This is a genomic window from Pseudomonas sp. KBS0707, assembly GCF_005937945.2.
Taxonomy (GTDB): domain Bacteria; phylum Pseudomonadota; class Gammaproteobacteria; order Pseudomonadales; family Pseudomonadaceae; genus Aquipseudomonas; species Aquipseudomonas amygdali.
Map to the genome: position 1 here is coordinate 5,655,433 of NZ_CP041754.1, position 23,394 is coordinate 5,678,826.

The 23,394-nt window shown below is 53.2% G+C and carries 16 protein-coding genes and 4 pseudogenes; 7 read left to right on the forward strand and 13 right to left on the reverse strand.

Translation table 11 applies throughout. The features are described from left to right. Window positions 1–183: 183 nt before the first annotated feature. On the reverse strand, window positions 184–858 hold the full coding sequence (locus tag FFH21_RS27280; protein ID WP_011169872.1) for an HAD family phosphatase: 675 nt from the start codon (window positions 856–858) through the stop codon (window positions 184–186). A gap of 460 nt (window positions 859–1,318) precedes the next feature. On the opposite strand from FFH21_RS27280, the gene FFH21_RS27285 reads away from it, so the two are divergent. Continuing rightward, entirely contained in the window at window positions 1,319–2,209 is an 891-nt protein-coding gene (locus tag FFH21_RS27285; protein ID WP_004667174.1) for a hypothetical protein, read from the forward strand. Window positions 2,210–2,338: 129 nt separating this feature from the next. Here FFH21_RS27285 and FFH21_RS27290 read toward each other — a convergent pair whose 3' ends face one another. The 4 genes and pseudogenes from FFH21_RS27290 to FFH21_RS27310 form a co-directional block, all read right to left on the reverse strand. Then, entirely contained in the window at window positions 2,339–2,638 is a 300-nt protein-coding gene (locus FFH21_RS27290) for a hypothetical protein (protein ID WP_004659550.1), read from the reverse strand. A 147-nt stretch (window positions 2,639–2,785) separates the two neighbouring features. Next, window positions 2,786–3,151 carry a histone-like nucleoid-structuring protein, MvaT/MvaU family gene (locus tag FFH21_RS27295; protein WP_002555840.1) on the reverse strand — a complete coding sequence of 122 codons (366 nt, stop codon included), beginning with the start codon at window positions 3,149–3,151 and terminating at the stop codon, window positions 2,786–2,788. A gap of 442 nt (window positions 3,152–3,593) precedes the next feature. Beyond that, the gene (locus FFH21_RS30905) at window positions 3,594–5,141 is read right to left on the reverse strand and encodes a M10 family metallopeptidase C-terminal domain-containing protein (RefSeq protein WP_011169873.1); all 1,548 of its coding nucleotides are present in this window, start codon (window positions 5,139–5,141) and stop codon (window positions 3,594–3,596) included. A gap of 342 nt (window positions 5,142–5,483) precedes the next feature. Beyond that, window positions 5,484–6,449: pseudogene (locus FFH21_RS27310) on the reverse strand (IS256-like element ISPsy17 family transposase); the annotation flags it as partial. Between FFH21_RS27310 and FFH21_RS27315 the strand changes: the two are divergent. Both FFH21_RS27315 and FFH21_RS31190 read left to right on the forward strand, forming a co-directional pair. Next, window positions 6,449–6,946: pseudogene (locus FFH21_RS27315) on the forward strand (DUF6396 domain-containing protein); the annotation flags it as partial. The pseudogenes FFH21_RS27310 and FFH21_RS27315 sit on opposite strands and share 1 nt — an antisense overlap. 63 nt (window positions 6,947–7,009) lie before the next feature. Beyond that, complete coding sequence (locus tag FFH21_RS31190; protein WP_011169875.1) at window positions 7,010–8,947, forward strand: DUF2345 domain-containing protein; 1,938 nt, start codon at window positions 7,010–7,012, stop codon at window positions 8,945–8,947. Window positions 8,948–9,110: 163 nt separating this feature from the next. Here the strand turns inward: FFH21_RS31190 and FFH21_RS27325 are convergent, their stop codons facing one another. From FFH21_RS27325 to FFH21_RS27365, 8 genes and pseudogenes are all read right to left on the reverse strand, one after another. Beyond that, window positions 9,111–9,458, reverse strand: a complete 348-nt coding sequence (locus FFH21_RS27325; protein WP_011169876.1) for a hypothetical protein — start codon at window positions 9,456–9,458, stop codon at window positions 9,111–9,113. Between the two features lie 3 nt (window positions 9,459–9,461). Beyond that, window positions 9,462–10,016, reverse strand: coding sequence for an HD domain-containing protein (locus tag FFH21_RS27330; RefSeq protein ID WP_004663106.1), 555 nt, complete (start codon window positions 10,014–10,016; stop codon window positions 9,462–9,464). Between the two features lie 76 nt (window positions 10,017–10,092). After that, window positions 10,093–11,192 (reverse strand): annotated as a pseudogene (tri1, locus tag FFH21_RS27335) (ADP-ribosylarginine hydrolase Tri1). Window positions 11,193–11,885: 693 nt separating this feature from the next. Continuing rightward, window positions 11,886–12,191, reverse strand: coding sequence for a hypothetical protein (locus FFH21_RS27340; RefSeq protein WP_019741723.1), 306 nt, complete (start codon window positions 12,189–12,191; stop codon window positions 11,886–11,888). Between the two features lie 429 nt (window positions 12,192–12,620). Then, window positions 12,621–12,899, reverse strand: a complete 279-nt coding sequence (locus FFH21_RS27350) for a hypothetical protein (protein WP_054073228.1) — start codon at window positions 12,897–12,899, stop codon at window positions 12,621–12,623. Window positions 12,900–13,259: 360 nt separating this feature from the next. After that, window positions 13,260–13,776: pseudogene (locus tag FFH21_RS31195) on the reverse strand (hypothetical protein). Window positions 13,777–13,799: 23 nt separating this feature from the next. Further along, window positions 13,800–14,126: an immunity protein Tsi6 family protein gene (locus tag FFH21_RS27360; RefSeq protein WP_004661649.1), complete on the reverse strand. Its 327-nt coding sequence runs from the start codon at window positions 14,124–14,126 to the stop codon at window positions 13,800–13,802. Then, window positions 14,123–15,589, reverse strand: a complete 1,467-nt coding sequence (locus tag FFH21_RS27365) for a polymorphic toxin type 46 domain-containing protein (RefSeq protein ID WP_011169878.1) — start codon at window positions 15,587–15,589, stop codon at window positions 14,123–14,125. The genes FFH21_RS27360 and FFH21_RS27365 overlap by 4 nt, the downstream gene beginning before the upstream one ends. 653 nt (window positions 15,590–16,242) lie before the next feature. Here FFH21_RS27365 and tssI point away from each other — a divergent pair. From tssI to FFH21_RS27385, 4 genes are read left to right on the forward strand one after another with little or no spacing between them, the layout of a single operon-like run. Then, window positions 16,243–18,102, forward strand: coding sequence for a type VI secretion system tip protein VgrG (gene tssI / locus FFH21_RS27370; protein WP_011169879.1), 1,860 nt, complete (start codon window positions 16,243–16,245; stop codon window positions 18,100–18,102). A 1-nt stretch (window position 18,103) separates the two neighbouring features. Further along, window positions 18,104–18,685 (forward strand): hypothetical protein, encoded by a 582-nt coding sequence (locus FFH21_RS27375; protein WP_004661657.1) that lies wholly within the window; start codon window positions 18,104–18,106, stop codon window positions 18,683–18,685. A 30-nt stretch (window positions 18,686–18,715) separates the two neighbouring features. Continuing rightward, a complete protein-coding gene (locus tag FFH21_RS27380; RefSeq protein ID WP_002551405.1) occupies window positions 18,716–19,180 on the forward strand; it encodes a DcrB-related protein in 465 nt (154 codons plus the stop codon). A 4-nt stretch (window positions 19,181–19,184) separates the two neighbouring features. Further along, complete coding sequence (locus tag FFH21_RS27385; protein WP_004666571.1) at window positions 19,185–23,390, forward strand: RHS repeat-associated core domain-containing protein; 4,206 nt, start codon at window positions 19,185–19,187, stop codon at window positions 23,388–23,390. The last annotated feature ends 4 nt before the right edge of the window (window positions 23,391–23,394 follow it).

A 23,394-nucleotide genomic window follows, 5' to 3' on the forward strand; every position in this document is an offset into this window, starting at 1 on the left:
GGGCTACTGTGCATTGCCTTTTCCTTGGCTATGACGAGCACCGCAGAATACAGCGCGTGCACGTACACTATGGGCTCGCAACGCTACGGTCAATGACGGCAGCGAGTGATATGGGAATGATGAACCCGATTTTCGCGGGCATGTAGGTAAATAATTACCTCATTTGCCACGCCAGCCGATCATTCAAGGGCGAGAAGCAATCTCGTCCAGATGATTCAGCAGGTCCAGCGAGTCCTCATATACCCTCAAGGCACCCGCGCGCTCAAGTTCGCCGATGTCATAACCACCCGAAAGCAGGCCCACGCCGGTTGCCTTGCAGCGGCGCGCCGCCAGCATGTCCCAGATCGCATCGCCGATCACCAGACACTCTTCAATCGGGGCGCCTATCTTCTTCGCTGCAGCCAGGAACAGGTCGGGGTCAGGCTTGCCATAGCTCACGTTATCGCGCGTAACAATGTTGATCTTTTTGATGTCCAGTTTCAGCGCTTTCAGGTTGATCGTCGCCGTATCAATCCCGCCGCTAGTGGCGATGCACCACTTGAGGTTTTCCTTGTCGAGCGTCTCCAGCAACTCGACGGCGCCGGGCAACGCAATGATCTGCCCCTGTAGCCGCTCATACGCCTGAGCGTGTTTTTCGCTGAGTCGTTCGGCTTGTTCTTCACTGATATCCAAGCCGGTTTCACGCGACAACGACTTCAACATCAGCCCGCCGCTCATGCCGATCTTGCGATGAATACGCCACATCGCAAGCGGGATATTTTCTGCATCCAGCGCTTCTTTCCAGGCAGCAACGTTTTGATAAACGCTGTCGGTCAGCGTGCCGTCCAGGTCGAAGATGAAGGAGGTTTGCGGTCTCATAGGGTTACTCTTTTTGAATTCGGGTTGACCATCTGGCGAGGTCCGGAGCGCTGTGGTCGACACCTGATCGGCGGTATCGGAATGTGGCGTTCATCAATGAAGCGAGGGCTGTACCGGGGCTTCGAACACGGAATTGCCAGATGGAGGGAAAGGGCTGGTTTTTGAGGTCACACACTTTCGAGTGTGCGTGGGAGTGGCGGTTCGATCTTTCGCGCGGGGGGGCAGCTTGGTAGCAGAAAATCCTGATGGCTTTTCAGCCGCGTTGAAGACTCTCCAGCCGCGTTAACGCTTTAAGTAACCGTTCACCAGCGCCTATCCGCGCCGTCTCATCATGGATAACCGGGTTATAAACAATCATCGACAGAACGCCCGCAGGCACGCTGCTTTTTACAATTCGTTTAATTACGTTACCCAACAGGCGGCTTAAACTCGTGCGTTTGCCATGCAAGGGAAGCAAACGATGAGCATCAACCAGCTGCGTAAAGATGTAGAAGAACACTTTCAGCGATTTGAGCGGGCACCTTTCAAAGAGGCTTGGCGTCGGCGTGATGCCCGTATCTGTCTGATCTGGATGGCTGCGTTGATATTGGCATTTTCAGGGGCGCTGATATTTTTACCTGCGCCTACCCTGACTGACTACGTTCCCGCTTTGCTGCCAGTCCTGCTGACTTCCCTGATATGCACAGTACATCTGGGAGAGGTGTACGCGCGGATCAGAGCAGAGCGGATGGGCGCCGCTTCAATTACTACGCCCTCCGAAAGGTTAAAGCTGAAACAGGACTGGCTATGCACACGCTATAACTGCGGACCCGGCAAGCTTGTCGATAAAGCGAGGGCGCTTAGACATCTGTGGGAGGAGCGTCAGGAGCTCAAGCAACTGGCCAGTCACGACACAATGGGGCCACGTATTGCTGCGTTCTTCCGGCTACCTGACCCTGGCAGATTCATTGCAGCACTCTTCACTATCGCCGCGATATTTACAACGATGGTGACCTTGGGCAGCAGCATCGACGCTATCTTCGAGGCCTTGCAAGACTGGCGAACGATAGGCGCCACTGTTGTGATTGTCACCTTCCTGTGTGGCGAAATCATATTGCTCTGGATCATGGTCACCAGCATGGTCCGCGAGGTAGGCCCTTCGATACTTGAGCAGATCGGGCTGCTGCCGATGAGTAGCCGTCGGGTGTATCGGTATTTGCTTGCCGTCCATGATGCGAGTGAGCCTGTTACGACCATTCGCAGAGATGTGCCTGGAGTGCTGAAGCTGATTTCGGTGTTTTTTATGCCGGTTGGAGAAATATTGGCGAAGGTGCGGGCTCGCTTTATGGCAGGCTCGGCAGCCGGGGCCTGAATGAGACGTTGAGCTGACTATCGTGCCAATGCTCCGCGTTGGCATGCCGTTCGTGACGCTCTGCGTCACACATCTACAGTCTGACAACGCAGCCCAAGGCCCCTACAGAATCGCGTGTAATCAGCGTGATTACTGGTGAGTGTCCGCATTCTCAGCTGGATAAAACTCACCCTTGCTTCCCATCCTTTCCAGCCGCTCACGAACGAGCACCTCGACGCTGGCCACTGCAGCCCGGTCGTCAGGGTTGACCAGTTGCAAGTGCAGGCGACTATTGTTCTGATCGTGGGTACCCTCGCTGAGCATGTCGTGTGTGACGACTTGTTCGCCACGCCACAGACATAGCTGAGTATGGGTATCACCAAGCCATATCTCTTTAACTGATCTGAGGTCAGTTTTAGCCAGTTGGTCCACGGTGATTGTCTTTTCCATTGCGCTGTACCTTTTCAGTGAGTCGATAGAGGTCTGACGTACTGGCGAAGCGGGTCGTTCCCGACATCGGCAGTTCGACCGCGCGAACGGTGATTAGCCGATGCTCCAGATTAACCCCGGTCAATCAACCGTTGCATGGCGCAAGGCTTATTTCTTCAGCCAGCTCTCGACGACATCAGCACCGTGCTCTGCTTTCCACTCTTTCAAGGCTCTGTGATTCCCACCTTTGGTTTCGATCACTTCACCGGTCTTCGGATTCTTGTACACCTTGAGTTCACGCGGCTTGCGCGTGCCCGCAGGTTTATCCGCGACCTGGCGACGCGACGAGTTCTGTGGGTCCAGCAGATTGACAATGTGCTTGAGGCTGAAGCCATAGTGCTCAAGCAGCTTGCGCAGCTTGGTTTCGAACTCGATCTCTTTCTTCAGGCCCTCGTTGCCTTTCATGGTCTCCAGTGCCTGAAGTTGCTCGGCGAGGTGTTTTTCCAGCTGACGGTATTCTGCGAGTTTGGACATGGTGTTTTCCTTATAAACAGGTGGGCGTAGTTATTGAGAGAGATAGCGCCCGTTACAAGTTCAGCCTATTTTCTGCAGGTCGGCTGGATTTAAATACGTCGGAGTAACGCCATAAGCCGGCTTGCCCAGGCTTCCGGTTATTTTCAAAAATGCGGTTTTTCGCGCACAAAATTAACAGCGGTTTTTGCCCATCTGTTCTGCAAGCCAGTGAAAAGTTTTGATTGGTCTATTTCCTGACGCAATAAAACGGCGACTCTACCTATTGACTGCGCGCCAGCGAAAAGAAAGAGCGGAAGGCGAGCGCTTTGACAGCGAACCAGGCCTGGTCGCGTTGAAAATGCAGGAGCAGTGAGCATCAATACCGCTCACTGTTCCTGCCTTGTAGGCGTCCAGACAACTAAAGGTGGGCAGGGGTGCCCACACGCTAGCTGTTCAGGTGATATCAGCTCGCGAGGTCGACGGCGGTTTGACCCACGAGCGTCACGTCTGCCGTATCGGCAACCACCAGGTCGGCGTTGGTGAGCTCTCGCGTGTAGTCGAACCCTGCTAGCGTGACCTGGAACGCATGCCCATCGGCGCCTGGCTCGCTACTGCGCAGGTAGGTACGGTCGGTGTTTTCATCGTAGGTCATGCTCAAGGTGCCGTCGCGGCCGTTGCCAAAACCGGTCACGCCCAGCGCAGCGACGTCGAGCTTGTCCTGGCCCCAGATGAAATCAGTGATCAGGTCGCTGCTGCCAGCATGGCTGTCGGCGCTGCTAGTGAACACGAAACGGTCGTTGCCTGTGCCGCCGGTGAGTTTGTCCGCGCCCACCCCACCGGTCAGCACATCGTCGCCGGCGTTACCCTCGAGGGTGTCGTTTCCGGCACCACCGACGAGGGTATCGTTGCCCCAGTAACCATAAAGGGTGTCGGACTTGTCACCGCCTACCAGACTCACCGAGGTGATCGGCTGCGGAGTAGTCACAACCGTCGCATCACTGGGAGGGGCGAACAGCACAGTGCTGGCGTTGAGTTCATTGACATGGTTGCCACTGAGCAGAATTTCAAAGCGGTTACCGTTGGCATCAGCCTCTAATGATTTAAGCGCGGTGGCATCGCCGGCCAGGTTGAGGACCACCTTCAGCGTACCGTTGTAGCCGTTACCCAGCCCGGTGAAGCCCAAGGCTGACACGTCGATCATGTCATGGCCGTTGCCACTGAAGTCGGTGATCAGGTCGCGGCTGCTATAGCTGCCACTGGCATCGTTGCGGTAGCTGTCGCTGAGCCGGGTATAAACGAAGCTGTCGGCACCCGCGCCGCCGCTCAGAGTGTCGCCGCCGGTGCCACCGAACAGCCGATCATTGCCCGCACCCGCTTCGACGTTGTCGCGGCCAGCGCCGGCTTTCAGGGATTCGCTGGCGTCTGTGCCTTCGAGCTGATCGTTGTGCGAAGTGCCGTTGATCAGCGGCTGAAAGTTGGCATCGGTAATAAGGCCGCTATTGGCCAGGAACTGCACGGCAAAATGTTTGCCATTACCGTCTCGCTCGTAGCTTTCCAAAAAGTAAATGCCGCGCAGAGGCTCGCTACGGATGTGCAAGGTATCGCCATAGCCATCGCCTAAATGGCTATAGCCCAGGGCCGACACGTCGAGGGTATCGTGGGCGGGGTCAAAATGGCTGATGGAATCGGTGTGCTCGCCTCCACCATTGATATAGCTGTCGCCGATGCGGTCGAAGCGGAATACATCATTACCGGCGCCGCCGTCCATACCGTCGTATCCGGCACTGGAGACCATCACATCGTTGCCACCCCCGCTGACTAGCTGGTCGTTGCCGCCCCCACCCATCAGCAGTTCATTGGCCAGCCCACCACGTATATAGTCGTTGCCAGGAGTGCCCTGCACGATGAGTTCGATCGGGTTATTGCTGACCTGGCTACTGGCGCTTTTGACCTGCAAATTCCCAAGCGCCGTAGGGTTGGTGGCGTCCTTGATGTTGAATACCTGGGTCATGCCGTGCTCCTTACTTGCAGTTGGTCCACTGGGAGTGGGGTATGACGCCAGTAATGCCGTCTCGTTGATAGCAGTGGGCCTTATCCGACGAAGGGGTTATAAGCGGCGGGGTTGATGTACGTCGTTGCGCGGCAGCCGTTAGTTTTAGTTTGGGTGAGGGGCTGAGCAAGGATGGATTGTTGCTGACTGAGCCAAGTGTCAGGGCTTATCGCTGAAGTGCAGGCAATAACCGCTGAAAGCCCTTCAGGGCGCCGTGATTGAGAAAATGCATCTGTCGAAACGGGAGTATCAGTTTTTTTGTGTTCGGGCTGGTTAGGGCCTGCCGTCAGGCAGGCCCTTGTTTTACCAGCTCGGTCTGGTAAATCGGTCTCCGTACAGGATCGCAAATTGATTCATTGCCACTTTCCAGTCGTGTGCCGCATGACCCCAGTTGGCGGTGATGTTGCGCAACCCAAGCCATATCAGTTTCGTCGCAGCCTCATCGGTCGGGAAGTGCCCTCGAGTCTTGATGATCTTGCGTAACTGGGCATTGATGCTCTCGATGGCATTGGTCGTGTAAACCACTTTGCGAATGCCCGCCGGAAAAACAAAAAACGGTATAACCCGATCCCAGGCGCGACGCCATGCAGCAACTACAGTCGGATACTGCTTGCCCCAGGGGCCCGCTTCAAAGGCGTTAAGCTCTTGCTCAGCCACATCGGCATTGATCGCCTGGTAGATCGGCTTGAGTGCTTTGGCCAGTGCCCGACGTTTATCCCAAGCGGCATAGTCCAAGCTGTTGCGGATCAGATGCACGATGCAGGTTTGCAGCGTCGTGGCAGGAAAAACCGCCCCCAACGCCTCCGGTATTCCTTTGAGGCCATCCGTGACGGCGATCAGAACATCTTCAACGCCACGAGTCTTGAGGTCGTTGAACACCTTCATCCAAAACTTGGCACCCTCGGTGCTCTCGATCCATATACCCAGAATGTCGCGCGTGCCATCAGGTAATACCCCCAGCGCCAGATAAATAGCCTTGTTGCACACTAACCCCTCGTCCCGGATTTTGACCCGTAACGCATCGAAGAAGATCACCGGATACATCGGTTCCAAGGGTCGTTGCTGCCAAGCGCCCACCTCTTCCATGACCGCATCGGTGACTGAGCTGATGAAGTCATGGGACACGTCAGTTCCATACTGCTCAGATAGAAAAGCGCGGATCTCACGCACCGTCATGCCCCGGGCGTACATGGCAATTATCTTGTCGTCGAAGCCTGTAAAACGTCGTTCGTGCTTGGGAATCAGGATCGGGGCGAAGCTACCATCGCGATACAGCCGATGTCACGCAAGCAATGTACAAATGTGCAATGGAGCAAGGCAATCGGCCCGCCGGAATTTATTACGCGAGCTATCTAAAGGTTTTGGGGCAGTATGCGGACGCCGTTAATGGTTATCATATTGCAATCCGAAATGGTGATAGCGGTGGAGCACGCAATCTGGCCCGTGCTTTTGAAGGCCCGCCACCATCGGAAGAGCTTTACTATATGGCCTTGCAGAGAGATGAGGAGCGTGTGAAGCGATTGGATAAAATAAATATGTTTCTCTCGCGCCATGAGCATCTTGGGGCAAAAGTCCCAGATCTGGACGATATCGTTCCACTTCCCCCAGCACCGTTACCCGAGTGGGACGGCACATTCAAATGGAAGCGTGATCGTGATTCCGCCGCTCCACCTTCGCCCCCATCGGAAGAACTGATTCAACGGGTTGCGGCTGAAAAGAACCTCGACCCCGCTACAGGCATGCCTTTGGCAGCCGTTAAAAAATAAACGATCTCTACTTGCACCACAGCGCGATATCCAAAACCTCGCGCGCGCTCTTAAGGAAAAGAAATGCTTGGTCCCCGTAGGAGTATTTATGATCGCCTGTCCGAAAAGCGTCTGGCTGATCTTGAGCGGCAGCGCGTTGTCGAGGCGCAGGTGCCGAAGGGCAATTTCACCTCTGGCTCTGTGGCGGTGGTCAATGCCTGGGTGTGGTTGCCTTGCGGTGTATTCGACGCGCCGCTGACGGCTGATGAGCTGGCGCTGCGCCGTTCGGATTTTGATCATGATCCACGCCTGGTGGACTCGCGCAATTTGCGACGGCCTCTGCGTCGCCTGGATACACCGGCTGTTCGGTCGCCTGCCGTCGATGCGGCTGGGCGGGCTGTCGAGATTCTCATGGCGATGTTTGCCCAGTGGGATGAGGCGTTCTGTTCGCAGGTCGACTGGGCGAACACTCAGGTCATGCTGTTTACACCTACGGCACTCAGTGAGCTGGACTGGCTGGCCGCCGTTTGCAGATTGTGGCCTCGCGACCGTTTGCCTTATTACGCGTTTGAAGTCACCACTCAGCCGTTGGCGCAATGGCTGCCCGAGGTTCTGGGGCAAAGCTACGGTGCACCCTACCTCTTGTGCCTGAGCCTGGATACCTGGGCGTGCAAGGAGCAGATGAAGGTCGGCGGACCCGGCGAAATGGCTGGGGAGGCGGTCAGCGCGGTTCTGCTGCAACGCGAATCCAGCCCTCCTGAAGCGCTGCGCGAAGGCGCTTTGAAACTGTTTGCGCCCGTCACTGAACACCATGTCAGCCGTTACTCACAGACCCGCAACGACACGCAGGTGCTGGAAAGCCTGATGGCCGGGCTAAGCGCCCGAACCGGCTTCGACGCGGAGAAAATCAAGGTGCTGATCGGTGATGGCGCTTTCGATGGGCAACGTTTGCAGCAGCTTCATCATTACGCTAGATCCTCTTTGAAGGCATTGTCGGAAATTGCCGAGCAGCACAATGCGCTGCCAATGCCGGGCGGTATCAACAGTCTCGACCAGCTCAACGCCGATACTCAAGCCAATTACGGCAGCGGCGGCGAAAGCCCGGTCAGCAGTAGCCAGCAGCAGCGTAACGGCGGAGACACCAAAGCGGTGATCATGAGCGGCGGCCGGGGCCAGACGTCGGGCTATAAAAAGCCCTTGCTGGTCGCCTCCTCGCCCGCCGACATCGTGACCGTTACGCCACAAAATACCCACATTCACAGCGGCAAACAGTTAACGCTTTCAACCGGTGAAGACACCAACCTGGCCAGTGGCAAGTCGCTATTGGTGAGTGTCGCGCAAAGCATCAGCCTGTTCGCCCAAGCGGCGGGCGCCAAGCTGTTTGCAGCAAAGGGCAAAGTTGAAATACAGGCGCAGAACGACAGCATTGAACTGACCGCGAAGGAAAGCGTGCGTATCACCTCCACCGCTCGCACCATCGAGATTGCAGCGCAGGAAGCAATCCTGCTGACCAGCGGCGCGGCGTACATCCGCATCAAGGGCGGCAATATCGAGATTCATGCTCCCGGAACCATCGATGTAAAAGGCGTGAAAAAGACCTTCAGCGGCCCGGCGCAACTCAACCGGGATAACCCGGCGTGGCCAACCGACGCGATCAAACAGAAGCTTACGGCCTACGCAGGGCTTAGTAGTGCGGCGGGCTATCAGGCATGGGCAGGTCAGCCGTATACCATCTTTGCAGACGGGGCCGAGATCAAAAAAGGAGTGATGGACGCCAGCGGACAGATCGGCATCGACCATCACGTTACAACCAGCCAGTACCGTATTGACCTGAGTAACGGCGTCAGCTATGACCTGCCAGTAGCCGCCGATTACAAAGGTGATCCCAAAAATGCGGAACTGGCCAACCGCGGGCTTCACCGCCACGAAAGCGCTTCGCACCCAGACGTCAAACCGAGTGACAATCGCAGTCTGTTCCGTAACAGGTATGACCAGTTGAGCAACCCGGAGTCGGACGCGTGATTGCTTTGGCGTGTCAACGCTCTACCCTATCGTGCAAATCGATGACATTCGTGAGGCTTGTAGGAGATGGTGGTTGGGCAGGCTGTGCAAGTGGATAGCGGCTTGGCACAAGTAGTAGGTCGCCTGATATTCGGCATCACAAAAAGCCGGCCCGGAAGCGCGGCTATTTGTCGAACTGGATAACTTGAATCTTCCCGCTCTCCACATTCACCGAGTAGGTCACACCATTCCAGCAACCTACGATGACCTGAGCGTTGTCATCGCAGTGAAGACTCATAAACGGCTTGTCCGCCTGCGCACCGTGAGGGCTTTCCTCGATCTGCCAGAGCACTTCGCCAGCCATCGAGACAGCAAAGATGTTCCGGTTGAAGCCCTCGCCCGGCGGGGATTCAAGCCTGATTAGCACTATCCTCTGAAACAGCAGAAACGTGTCCGCCGGGTAAGGAAGGCAGACTCGCTGACTTTCTATCCAGAGACTCCCGTTCTCGATACGACAATGATGAGAGCTCATTATTCAGCCTTCAAAGCCATCAACATAAAGCGCCTCATAACGCGCCATCGTATCGATGAGCCGCTGCCGCAGATACACGTTCGCATGCCCCAAGGCAGCCAGGATCTGCGCCGACTCCACCAGATAAGACGCTCGCTTTGCCTTCTTCCAGGTGGACGGCGCTGACTGAAGATTGGTGATGCGATCACACAACTTGACCGACGCAGCTTCTTTGGAATGCCTGGCGATCCCGGCGAAATAAAGCGCTTCGGAAAACGGCACGATCAGGTTCTTGCTCAGGCACGCCACGGCTGAGGCGACCTCCATACCGAACGCTTCAGCCAACTCATTCTGAGTCACCGGCGTATCCTCCAGCACGTCGTGCAGCAACGCTGTAGGCAAGGCTATCTCAAGCGCGCCCACGGACTCTTCGCGATGGGCAAAGATCAACTCGTTGGCAACCATCGCCACGTGGGTGGTGTAAGGAAGGTCCGAGCCTGTCATTTTTTGGCCGACGTGGGCCTGGGATGCGAATAGCCAGGCTTTGTTGTAGAGCTGTTGCGGACACGATTTGGGCATGGGGTTAGATTCCTTGAGACGCGATAAAAATCAGGGATCGCGGGCTGATCTCAGATAAAGTACGCGCGTTTCCCTATCAGCCGCCGATAGACTCGTCCAAAGGGTCCTGCAGCGGCGCACGCTCGAACAACTGTTGAGCCAGCCCTTGAATATGCTCGGACCATGCGACGTTCTTGACCCACTCCTCCGGCATGCCCGACACCCCATAAAGCGCGCCGGCGATTTGTCCGGCAGTGGCGGCTACGCTGTCGGCATCATCAGCCAGGTTGGAAGCCAGCAGAATGGCGTCTTTAAAATTGTCGGTATTCCATACAGCCCAAAGCGCTGCTTCCAGTGTGTCGATGACATAGCCTGAGGAGCGGATCTGGTCTCTAGTTTTTTCTTTATATTCACCGGCGTTGATGATCATTACTCGAGGCTGGAATGGGCCGATCATGGGAGAACAAACCTCCTGCTTATTGGCCCCATTTAGAGCAAGGTGTAATTTTGCCCCTAGAAGTTCGCAACAGCTAATCACCTCAACCGCGCAGTGCGTAGTTCTGCTTTGCGTTTGACTTTCCATCCATGTAGTGATCAGAGAGTTTCGCCGAAAAATAGCTGTCGGTGCTAATCTGATTATTGAGCCGTTGCCTGCGGTACTAGGCTCCCAGTTACCGTTCCAACTCAATCCTTCCTTTAGCCAACCTTCAAGTGCGTTGCATGTCGCATTACCAATATCAAAGCAAACACCGTTGACGCTATTTTCCCCTTTTTTATACCAGCGGCACAGCCGATTCAAATAGTCTGCGTAATCCAGTTTTCCATTCGCAAGGTAACAGTCAGCCAAGCAAAGAGCTAGGCTGGTATCATCTGTCCACTCACCCGCGTTGAGTCTAAATGGCCCCCCGCCTTGCATGTCTGTCACAGTGTTAGAATCGCGACTAGTAAACTCCAGAGTTGTACCGACTGCATCACCAATAGCAAGGCGCCTTTTGATCGGTCAAGTGCCTGAGAGGCTGTTAGCGTAGGTATTCTAGATGCTAGCCAGCCCGGAACCAAGGAGGAGTCTGTGAGACTATCAACCCCTGAAGATCTTCCACTTGAGGTAGATACTCTAGAAGTAGGCGCAGGCCTAAAGCTTCTATACCGTTCAGCATAGTCAGTAACGATGTCTAACGGGGTATGTAGATTTATCATGGGCCTTTTTTCAGAGACACGTAGTTTAGAAATGAAATATTCTTTACAGACGTTCCTTACATCGTTATTTAAGCAATGCCTAAGAAGGATGTATTTGCTACGGTCCTAAAAACCCTTGCCCACTTATACCGCTCCGTCGGCTATCCTGTCAAGAACGCTTTGAGGGAGGTCTGCCCTCTATAAGTGCGTTTTCCCATAAGCGGAGAAGTTCAGATAAACCTTGAGCATTAGCCTGCGGGCGCACATGCACACTAAGCTGCCACCAGTTTCATGCTCGTGGAGCAATTACTTTGGGTCTGCTTCCCTAACTTGTAGCCCCCTATTTTAACTGGGCTGAACAGTAAGCAAATCACCCAACTCTCTGAGTCTAAATTTTATGACGAAAACGAGCTCAACTTCAGGAGTTTTTTGAAAAAGCTCGTAGCCACTTTGGACTATTTCATAATATTCTTCATAGCCAACCAAGTCATTATTAACCGAAAATGACAAGTAAAAATGACGTTTTGTCTATCGCCAACTCATCTAAAATTTTCATTCGAGAGTCGTTGGATCGTGGCTTACGTCCCCTCGGGGTGAACAGTTTCGTAACCTACACTCCGGAGCTTTGAACATGTTCAATAGAACATGTCGATGAAATTTAACTATCGCCAACTAATATGCAGTATAAATTTTATTGCCACTTTGTTCAATAAGCTATTTTTGATTTCTCTCTGTACGAAGCATCTTTAGAAACGGAGGTTCCCCGCCCGTAATCTCAATTGAAAATACAGCATATGCTTCCTCTAAATCGCTGTATTCTTGAAGCCCATTCTCGGTAAAGCGATAGCGCCCCGGGATTTTCCCCCATTGTACTGGTGATAGAATACGTCTTGATTTTGCCAGTTCCAACAACGGCTTTAAATCTTCATAGAGACGTGAAGCCTCATTATCCTTTACAGCATATTCCTTTAATTTTTCTTCCAAAACTTTTGCTGAAAATTCGATTTTATCTATATTCATTTCTAGTTCCCTATTATCCTAATTCTTACAGCTGGAGCCCAGCTACCACGATCAGGCACCACATAATGCACTGCTCCGGCAGAGCGTTTAACTAGACCTCCTAACTCGCTCGTCGGAGCGAACTCGCTGACGTAACCTCTGGTAGGTTTGAGCGACTTTATTTCATATATACAAGGAAAGCCCAAATAATCAGCTATCAGCTAACGCCTTTCATTATTTGGCCCCGCTCTGCGAGGAAAAGCAAATATTCAATAACAATGTTGAAGCATCAGAGTCATGACTCTTGTAGAAATCAAGCTTATCTGTGAGCTTTATGGATGCAGCCTTAAAGGGATTAGTGTTCATGCTTGTGCACCTCAACCTAGGCGCAGACCATTCACTGCAATTAGCCACTACACCCCAGACTTAACAATCGTATTCTGGCATTAGCTAATTTGCACCTGAACACAAACTGTATATCTTAGAAAGCAGCTCATGCAACCTATTATTTTTCTCAAATAAAAACTTTCCATTACTGTACAAAACAAGATCATTTATTGACCCCGAACCGCCATACAGTGAAATTATTTTAGACAGCGCATAATCCGCATCATCAAAGAGTGCTTCGGCGTATGCATCTAGCTTATCGGCCCATTCTGATCTTTCATACTGCCTTAGCAGACATGATGCTTTTTTGATAAGAGCGTTTATTTCTTGAGTTTTGTTCATTTCAAAGGGGCTAACTCATTACTTATTTATCTTTAATGGGCCGTGATTTGACAACACAGCGCCACACCCATGAAAACCATTCCGGCAACCAATTTTACCTAGGCACACCTCAGTCTCTACTGGAGTTTTCATGTTGGAAATTATATGGCGGCTTTTAACCCCATCAGAGAGCCATGTCGAACTATCATTTATCTAGCACGCCCTATTGCCTCTCTGCTTTTCATTTCCCACTTCATCTATAGCCACAAGACCTCAATGTTCATCGGAAGGCATAAAAACATTTTCTAGGCTTATAAAAATTAAGGCAAAACCAACACGAACAATTTAACCATCAGCTAAAAGCGCACCACAACTCAAAATTTACAGTCCATCCACCTGTACACAATACTCTTGATCGCCAACCATTTTGCAAGGCCAATGATCATTGATATAGCGCGTAGGCTTGAAGCAAACCCGCTCATCGTTCACCCAAAATAATTGCCATGCCGAACCAGAAATAAGTAGTTTAGGACAAGGCGTGTAGTCTTTAGCAAGTCGTGGTTAGTATAATTATAGCGGGCACAACATAGATTATTATCTTGACAGAAAGGTAGAGCATCAAGCTTTGAAATCGATGCAAGAAAGAGTTGCTGGGAGGGTCAAATTTCCTTCCTGTCCATATTGCTATAGCGCCTCCAACTGTGATCAGCAACACGGTCGGCGGAACCATTAGCAGGGCAAAGGCAAGGTAAGAAGTTTCTACGACAGGTGCATTTCTGTATAGGCGCCCATACAAATGCAGCACATGTTCCCAAATCCAGTAAATTGAAAACACACCGACCAACAACATAAAAAAAACGAATATCGCCGCCCCCACTCTGAACAGTGTATGTGACATAGAGCTCGTCCCTATCTGAATCATCACCTAACGGGTGGTTTTTGGTATAAGACCCCTGTGGGTAGTTTTACTTTTAGCCCACTAGCTGATTGAGACGCTATATAGCTCACATCCATAATGGCTCGAGCTAGCTCGTAGTCAGTGTCTTCAAACTCCTTAGCTCCTAGAGCGCCAAGTGACAAATCATGAAGCCTCGACTTGTCTTTCTCAACTCCCTCGAAAACTGCTTTGACATAGAGGAGTTGATTAATTACCGATGTATAAACTGGAAACTGGGGATTACGCGCACACCGATCCTTAGCAAGTAGAAGAGCGTGGTTTATATATTCAATTGCAGTATTAAATTTCATAGCTCACCCGAGTCTATTAGTTTGAATAATTCTCGTTGATCCGAGGTCAATTGCCTGGCGCCGCCTATAGCATCATAAGGCTCTTTGGGTATAGAAAATTTATCTAGTATCGGAGCAGCGGTGCTACGAAGCACTGTGACTTTTTCTGTGCTCTGATAAATATTTAAAACTCGTTGCGCCTCATAATTTGTTTTATACATTAATGCATTAGGGTTAATTCCGAGCTCTGTAGGCTTCACATTTGGAGTGAGAGAATACCACATACCCTGCCTTCCTCCTGGAACTTGAAACTGCCATAGCTTCTTGCCTGAGTTGATTGTCTCTAAAGTGACGGGCTTCGTAAAATCTATACCTTCCATGTACGGCTTGTAGTGCTCTTCAGTGAAGCCTCTGGATTCAAAATACCTCGAAGCAATCTCTTTATTTTCTCGGATCGAAATATCCTTTAGTACGTCGCCCGTTCGTCCAAATTTTTTATTTAAGTATTCGCGACGTAGCTTTGCCAATTTTTCAGTATCTAGCTCCGGCGGCCCAGGCATGGGTTCAGGTTGCGGTTTAGGCTCTTCATATCGACTATCAAAGTCAGGTGATTCTTTTCTAAACTGCGCCGGCTCATTAACCCGCAACTCAGGCTGAGCCAACAACTTCTGCTCATTACGCGCCAACCAATTCGCAAACTGCTTGTTCGAAATATCTGCCTGAAGCTTGGCACTGCGCGCTGCGATGCTATCCACGCTCCCTATGATGCCTGCCTTGACCTGCCCACGTGTCATGTAGGTCACGATGGCAGTAAAGAGCAGCAGCACCAGTTGCTCCTGGCCCTTTGCAATTTGGCGGGCAGCACGATCAATCCGCTCCTGGATTTCGTATGCCGAACCACCAGTGGGGTCGAGGCCCTCGGGTTTCAGCCCTTCGTCAGCGTGCCAGGCAGTGGCGAAGCCTTCCTGCAAGGTAGAGAGGCAAGCAGGCAGACCTTTATAGAAATATTCAGCTATAGCTGAGAGGCCCAGCGCCATCAGGATCAGGTTGCCAACCTGTAAACCGATACCCGCTCCAACTGCCGCTACCGGCACAGCGCCGACACCAAAGAAAAACGCTCCAGCAACGCCGCCAGCGACCGTACCAACCGCAACGCTGCCGCCGAGAATCATCGCCACTTCTTTAACCAGTTGCAGCAGCACCGGGAGGATCTGTTCGATCTCGATGGATGCCCACTTGCGCTTGAGGTTTGACTCGATGATGGGATAGGAAAGCCTCATCGCCGCTTTCACATAGTCAATGCGGTTGCCGCCCATGTATCCGTAGGCTTGAGTCGCGGTGGTATTGACGCGTCGCGTGAAGCCATTCCAGCTGTCATAGGTGCTCTGCAGCCCATCGCTGTAGGCTTGATTCAGCGTGTTGAATTTATCATCAAGGTTCCGCTCGATGTCATCCCAGCTAGGAATGTTGGCTAATAGGTCCATTTACACATCACTGTCCCTGGGTTGAAGGAGGCTTGCACCAATCGCGCGGCTACAAATTGACGTGATCCGAGCCATGTACATGGCTCCATGGGACCTGAATTCTGAAGCTAAATTTCAGGACATGCTCATTTTTCTCACCTAAAAAACAGATCGCAACAATGCCATTAGGCCATCACCTATTCGAGTCCCTGCTTAACTCATTGCTACGCTTGAAAATCTTCCAACTAATGCGCGCTCTAAGTGCTCCACAACTACGACCGTCCAGCTAAATCAGACACATCCCAAAATGAGGGTGATCGTCCGAGGCCGTCGTTGTGGTTGACACGGCGCAACGCCTCGGTGTCTCCTTTCATCTCTTAAGAACTGTAACGGTTTTGAGAGAAATGTTAGCTGTTTTTTTACTGAGCTAGTGGCACTTTCATATTGCTTTGTGGTCGCACATTCGCAGTAATTGCGAGATGCCGAACGCGTCTGTAGCTCTGGTCCTACGAAATTTTCAGAATTTTATGAGCGGTGGATGTCGATTTTTGATATCGCAGCCCTCCTGAAATAGTCGATGCTTATGCACCAGACCTGTGTCGTGACTTGTCAGTTTGTAACCGTTAGCCGCTAAATCCGGCGGCGCTGGCCTCCCTGCCTTCAAGGAGATATACATGTTGATGGACCTTGCCGCGATGCTTTCGCCGCAGAACCGGCGCCTTTTTAAATTCAAGAACCTCGCGAATCCCGAGCAGGAGCTGCTGCTGGAGTCCTTTAGAGGGTCTGAAGGTCTGTCACGTGCATACCAATTTGACCTGCTGCTGGTGTGCCAGGACTCCGGAGTCGAGCTGAAATCGATGATGGGCCAGCACGTGGTTATCGAAATCGAGCTGGCCGATGGCTCGCCACGCTATATCGCTGGCTATCTCACGCGCTTTGCCAGCGGTGGCAGCGACGGCGGCATGGCCAAATACACGGCAACGCTCAACCCCTGGTTCTCCATGCTGAAGAACCGCTTCGACACACGTATCTTCCAGGGAAATACGGTTGAGGAAGTCGTTACCCAAGTGTTCGCGATGTGTACCGCGTTCTCCAAGCATGAGTTTCGCCTGAGCAAGCCTCTCAAGCGCTATACCTACATCACTCAATACCGCGAATCTGACTTCAACTTCGTCCAGCGTCTGCTGGAAGAAGAAGGGATGTTCTATTACTTCGAGCACACCGCCGAAGGTCACACCATGATCATCTGCGACGACTCCACCACGCTGGTGCCGTTGCCGGAGCAGCCCCAGATACGCTTCCACTCGGCGTCGGTCACCGAAACAGCCGACTCCATTATCGAATGGAACGGCGACCGCAAACTACAATCAGGGAAAATAGCGGTTCAGACGTTCGACTATCGTCAGCCAAACAACAGGCTGCCGGTCGCCATGAACAGCCTGAACCAGCAGGGTGATGTCGAGAACTTCGAGGTGTACGACTTTCCCGGCCAGTACACCCATGGCACCTACGATGAAGGTGAAGCGCTGTTGCGCTTGCGCGTTGAAGCGCTTGAGCTGAGGGGCAAGAGCTTTAGGGGCACCAGTAACTGTCGTGCCATGAAGCCTGGCTACACCTTCGAACTGCTGCAGCATTACGACCACGATCAGGGCTCACCTGAAGACCGCCAGTTCCTGCTCGTGCTTGTTGATAGTGAAGGCCACAACAATTATCTCAACGGCCAGCAAGCCAGCTACTTCAACACCTTCTCCTGTGTGCGCAAGAAGATAGTTTTTCGCCCGCAGCTCACAACCAATCGCTCCGTCATTTCCGGCCCGCAGACCGCTATCGTTGTGGGTCCGCCCGGCGAAGAAATCTTTACCGACGAACTGGGTCGCGTAAAGATTCAGTTCCACTGGGACCGCAAAGGCGAGCACAACGACAAAAGCTCCTGCTGGGTCCGCGTCGCTCAATCCGGCGCAAGTGGCGGTTTTGGTAGCATCCAGATCCCGCGCGTCGGCGACGAAGTTGTGGTTGTGTTTCTTGATGGTAACCCCGACCGTCCGCTCGTCATGGGCAGTCTGTACAACAGCCAGAATACGCCGCCGTGGTCGTTGCCTGCCAACAAGACCCAAAGCGGTTTCCTGACGCGTTCGGCCAAGGGTGATGGCGGTACAGCCAACTTCTTCCGCTTTGAAGACAAGGCCGGTGCCGAACAGGTGATTGTGCATGCCGAGCGCAACATGGACACCGAGATCGAGCTGGATGAGACGCATGACGTGGGTAATAACCGCAGTGTGACTGTCGGCGGTAAGAATACGGAAATTATTCAGAACGACACTTTGCTCAAGGTAGAGCAAGGCTCATTGACGATTACCGTGGACAAACAGTCTATCGACATTACGGCCATGACGGAGATCACCCTCACTGTAGGTACCAGTAGCATTACCCTCAAGCCGAGCAGCATCGAAATCAAGGGCGACGAAATAAAGGTTCTCGGCAAAAACACCTTTGTCGAAGGTGACCGTGTCGATATCAATATCGAGAAATCCTGAGATGGTCAGAACCAGCCTTTATGACCGTATTTCGGAAAAGCGTCTAGCCGATGAGGCTTTGGCGCGTGAGAAAGCATTACACGCAGCAAGTGCTCCGCCGACCGTTCCCGAGCCTGAGCCAGTGCCGGTTTTGCCGCTTGAATTGACACGCAATGAGATTACGGTTGCCGGGCTGAAACTGGTCATGCCGCAGCGGGTGAACTTTCAGGAGATCAGCATCACTCTTGAAAAGGATGGACACCCCATCACGCTCACCATCACACGTCGGCCGGTTCGGGATGATCTGACGCTGAACCGCTATACAGATCTCTACTTGGCAAACCTGCGTGAGAGACACCCTGATATCGATACTGTGCGGCAGAGAGATTGCTTGCTGGCGGGAAATGCAGCTGTGGCTCTCGACTACGTACTCACCTCCAGGCAAGGGCTTAGTCACGGCAGAGCTATTAACGCTATCACCACTGCAGAGAATGGAGATAAGCAATGGCTTTGCATCTCCACAATGATTGATCCTGACACGGCTACGCTGGCAGACTGGTTGATCGATTTCGACGCAGTGCTTGAAGCAATTGTCGCTCATTGATTTTTTATTTTCGAGTTCAGGACATTCACAATGGACTATCAGCTTCACGAAGGATCAATCGCATTACCAGATGGTTTCAAGGACCGGACGGTGAACATGTTCACCTTGGGCGACAGCGTTCCAGCGCCCCTCAATATCACGATTTCACGTGATGACATGCTGCCCGCTGAGGACATGAGCACCTACATAAGCCGGCAGATAAAGCTCATCGCCAATAAACTTCGGGGCTACACGCTGCTTGGTAAGAAGTCTGCCTTGTTGTCTACTGGGCACACCCTCCCCGGTATACAAGTAGATGCCTACTACATGCATGAAGGCAGACCGATTTACCAGCGCCAAGCGGCCTTTGAAGTCATACCGGGACGTATTCTGGTGTTTTCGGCAACAAGTCAGACTGACTTTAGCTCCACGCAGGACGAGGACTGGTTGCAATTGCTGGCCAGTTTTCAGCCACATCCGGATAACGCTGGGCCAATAAACACCGAACAGGAATAAAACCATGTTCGAAGCAGCGCGTTTGCACGATGGAATTGAGCACAATAGCGCACTGGGCGGGCTTCTGGCGGGTGCTGTGATCGGCATCGCAATGGCCGTTGCTGGCGCGGCCCTGATTGTCTGCACCGCCGGGTTGGGAGCTGTTCTTCTGGGTGTTGTTTTGTCAGTCGGCGCAGGCGCAGCCCCAGCGGTGGGTGAAAGCTGGGGCGCGGCACGAAGTTCTCCCGCGGGAGATATCACGCAAACTGGGTGTTCGCCCAACGTTTTTATCAACGGCCGCAATGCTGCTCTTACCACACAAAGTATCGCCAAGTGCGAGAATCACCCCGCACCGGTACAGATTGCAGATGGCTCTGCCAGCGTTTTCATCAATGGCTACCCGGCCGCCCGCAAGGGCGACAAGCTCACCTGTGACTCGAAAATCGCTACAGGTTCCAATAACGTCTTTATTGGCGGCGGGACAAAACGCTATCTGAAAGTGAACGAAGAGATATCCGAGTCGCTTCGTGTCGGTATTGATATCGCAATCATCATTGCCTCGATGGGGCGCGGTGGACTGCCCATGTTAGCCAAGGGACTCGGTGGCGGCCTGAAGGCAGTCGCACCTTGCGCCCTGAAATTCGCTGCCACGGTAGGCGTGTCCTATTTATTTGGACGTTTTGTTGCGGGGCCTGCAATAAGCGGGGTGATAGGCGGCTTCAGCGGCAACCCCGTTGACCTCACCAGCGGGCGAAAATTACTGCTTGAAGAAGGCGAAACAGACTTTGCGCTGCCGGGGCTGATGCCTATCGAGTGGTCGCGCTTTTACGCCAGCGACCTCAACGTCGACAGCGTTCTGGGCAAGGGCTGGGTGCTGCCGTGGGAGCAAAACCTGCGCCGAAATGGCAGTTTCGTTTACCTCATCGACAATCAGGGGCGCAGCGTACCCTTCGTCAACGTCGAGCCCGGGGAAAGCATTTACAACCCTTACGAGCAGATGCATCTGGTCCGCACGCAAGGCGGCCATTACATGCTCCAAACCCAGGACAACATCTTCTTCTACTTCGGCGAAGTGCCGAATAACAACAAACCCGTTCCGCTGCAGCGTATTGAAAACGCGCTCGGCCATTACCTGCATTTCAGCCGTACCGATGAAGGTACTCTCACCGACATCAGCGCACCCGGCAACTTACATGTGCATTTGCAGTATGAGCACCCGCTGGGCCGGCTGACGTCGGTGAAGCGGATCGTCAATAAGGAAGCTGTTGAAACCCTCGTTCGTTACCACTACGACGACAACGGCCAGCTCAGTGACGTTTATAACCGTAATGGCGATTCCACTCGCAGCTTTTCCTACACCAACGGCGTGATGACCCGCCACAGCAACGCCTTGGGCCTGAACTGTTACTACCGCTGGGAAACCATTGATGACCAGCCTCGCGTGGTCGAGCACTGGACCAGCGATGGTGAACATTTCGATTACCGTTATGACTTTAAGCAGCGTACGTCGTGGGCCGTCGATGTGCTCGGGCGTGAACTGGAAATTCATTACAACGAAGACCGGCGCGTCACGTCCGGCCGTGATTACGGCGGAGAGCGCTACACCATCGAGATAGACGAAAGCGGCAATATAACGGGGCTGGTATTACCCGATGACAACACGCTGGCCTTCAAATACGACCACCTCTCGCGACTGGTTGAAGAAACCGACCCGCTAGGGCGCAAGATCACCTACAAGCATCATCTGGCGACCACGCTGGTGACCCAGACGACTTTCCCTGATGGCAGCACGTGGAAGGCCCGTTACGATTCCAGAGGCAATCTTCTGGTCGAAACCGATGCACTCGGGAACAAGACCGAATACCTCAACAGTGAAGATGGCCTGCCACACACCATCATTGATGCGACCTATAAATCCAAATACCTGTGGTGGAACAGCCTCGCTCAGGTTGAGCACTTCCAGGACTGCTCAGGCAAAGATACTTATTACCGCTATGACGATCGCGGTCATCTGATCGCCGTCACCGATGCCCTGAACAACACCACCACGCTGGAACGCAAACCCGACGGCGAAGTGCTGCGCATCAACCATCCCGATGGCAGCGTTGAGTCCTTCACCTACAACGCGCTCGGCCAAGTGCTTTCTCACACCGACGGCAAAGGCCAGATAACGCGGTTGTCCCGCAACGCCCGTGGCCTGCCAACCCGACGCGAGGACGCCAAGGGCAAAGCCGTAGCCTACCAGTACGACAAGGCCATTCGCTTAACCGCACTGGTCAACGAGAACAACGCCACCTACAACTTCGTGTACGACAACGCAGATCGTCTGATCGAAGAAAAGCGCATCGACAACCTCACCCGCCGTTTCAGCTACAACCTCGGCGGGCACCTGACACAGGTCGAGGAAATCGGCTACGGCGAGAAAGGCGAACAGCCACGGCGCAGCACACATCTGGAGCGCGACCCGATAGGCCGTTTGCTGGCCAAACTCAACGACGACGCGCGTCAGGACTACACCTATGACGACGGCGACAGACTGCTGTCAATCGAGCGCAAACCGACGGACACCGGCAGAAAACTGGGCGTCACCGCCGAAAAACTGGAATTTGCCTACGACCTGCTGGGCCGCCTCGTCAAAGAGACCACACCCCAAGGCGCGCTGGCCTACGAGTACGATCCGCTCAGCAACCTGACCACGCTGACCCTGCCCACCGGTCAACACCTGAACCACCTGTACTACGGCAGCGGTCACCTACATCAGCTCAACCTCGATGGCCAGCTGATCAGCGACATGGAACGCGACGACCTGCACCGCGAGGTCTACCGTACCCAGGGCAAACTCACCAGTTGCTTCGGCTACGACAGCATGGGCCGCAAAGCGTGGCAGTACGCCACAACTCTGCCCGCGGAAAAGCTGTCGCAGATCCAGAACCCGCTCATAAAGCCAGAACGTTACGTCGAGCACGCCTACAACCCTGTCCACCGCCGCTACGAATACGACCCGGCCGGTGAACTGAGCCGCACCCTCGACAAACTGCGCGGCGAAACCCAGTACGAATACGAAGCCAACGGCCAGCTGCTGGCGCGCAACACCGGTAGAGTCGTTGACGGCGAAGAATTCCGCTACGACGCCGCCGCCAATCGCCTGAACTTCAACACCAGTCGTTTCGACCACGTCAAAGACAACCGCCTAAAACAGTGGGCGAACCACGAATACAAATACGACGCCTGGGGCAACCTGATCGAAAAAGTCGTCGGCATCGTGCGCTGGCAAACCTTCACCTACGACTGCGAAAACCGCCTGGTCAAAACCGAAACCATGGCTGGCACGCAGGTCGAAAGCACCAGCAGCTACCAATACGACAGCCTGGGCCGAAGAGTCGCCAAACAGTCCGAGATCAAAGGCCGCACCGACCACAAACGCTTCCTCTGGCAAGGCTTGCGCATGCTGCGCGAAGAAAGCCCCGGCCAGAGCAGCCTGTACCTTTACGAGCCCGGCAGCTATGCGCCGTTGGCTCGTGTTGATGAGAAAGAGGGCGAGGTAGAAAACAAGGTTTACTACTTCCATACCGACCAGATTGGTACACCGCTGGAAATGACCGATGCCGAAGGTCAGATCGTCTGGCAGGCGAAGTACCGGGCCTGGGGAGCGGTTGAGAAGCTGGTGGTGAACGAGGTTGAGCAAAACCTGCGGTTTCAGGGACAGTATTTTGATGTCGAGACGGGGCTGCACTACAACACGTTTCGGTATTACGACCCGGAGATTGGGCGGTTTATAACGCAAGATCCGATTGGGTTGTTGGGTGGGGAAAATCTTTACCAATATGCTCCAAACACGCAATCTTGGATTGATGCTCTAGGGCTGGCGTGTGATAAGTGGACAGTCAGTTCACATAAAGCAAACAAAAGCTCCGTGAAAGGCAAAAATCTCGGCTTGGATTCTCATCATGTGGGTCAGAAGGACTTGATGAAGGATTTGGTGGAAGGTTACGACCCTGCAACTGCTCCAGCAATGTTGGTGCCTCGTGTCGGACATACTGTATCAAAAGAAGGTGTCGGAATAGTTTCTCGTAGCCGGATAAACCCTAATACCGGGCTACCATTCACAAGCGCAAGGGACGTTGTGGCGCGTGACATTAAAGAACTTAGGCGAGTTTACCCAGACATTCCTAATACAAAACTTCAAGAACTCATAAAACTAAACAAATCCATGTATCCTGAGATGCGCTAACCGG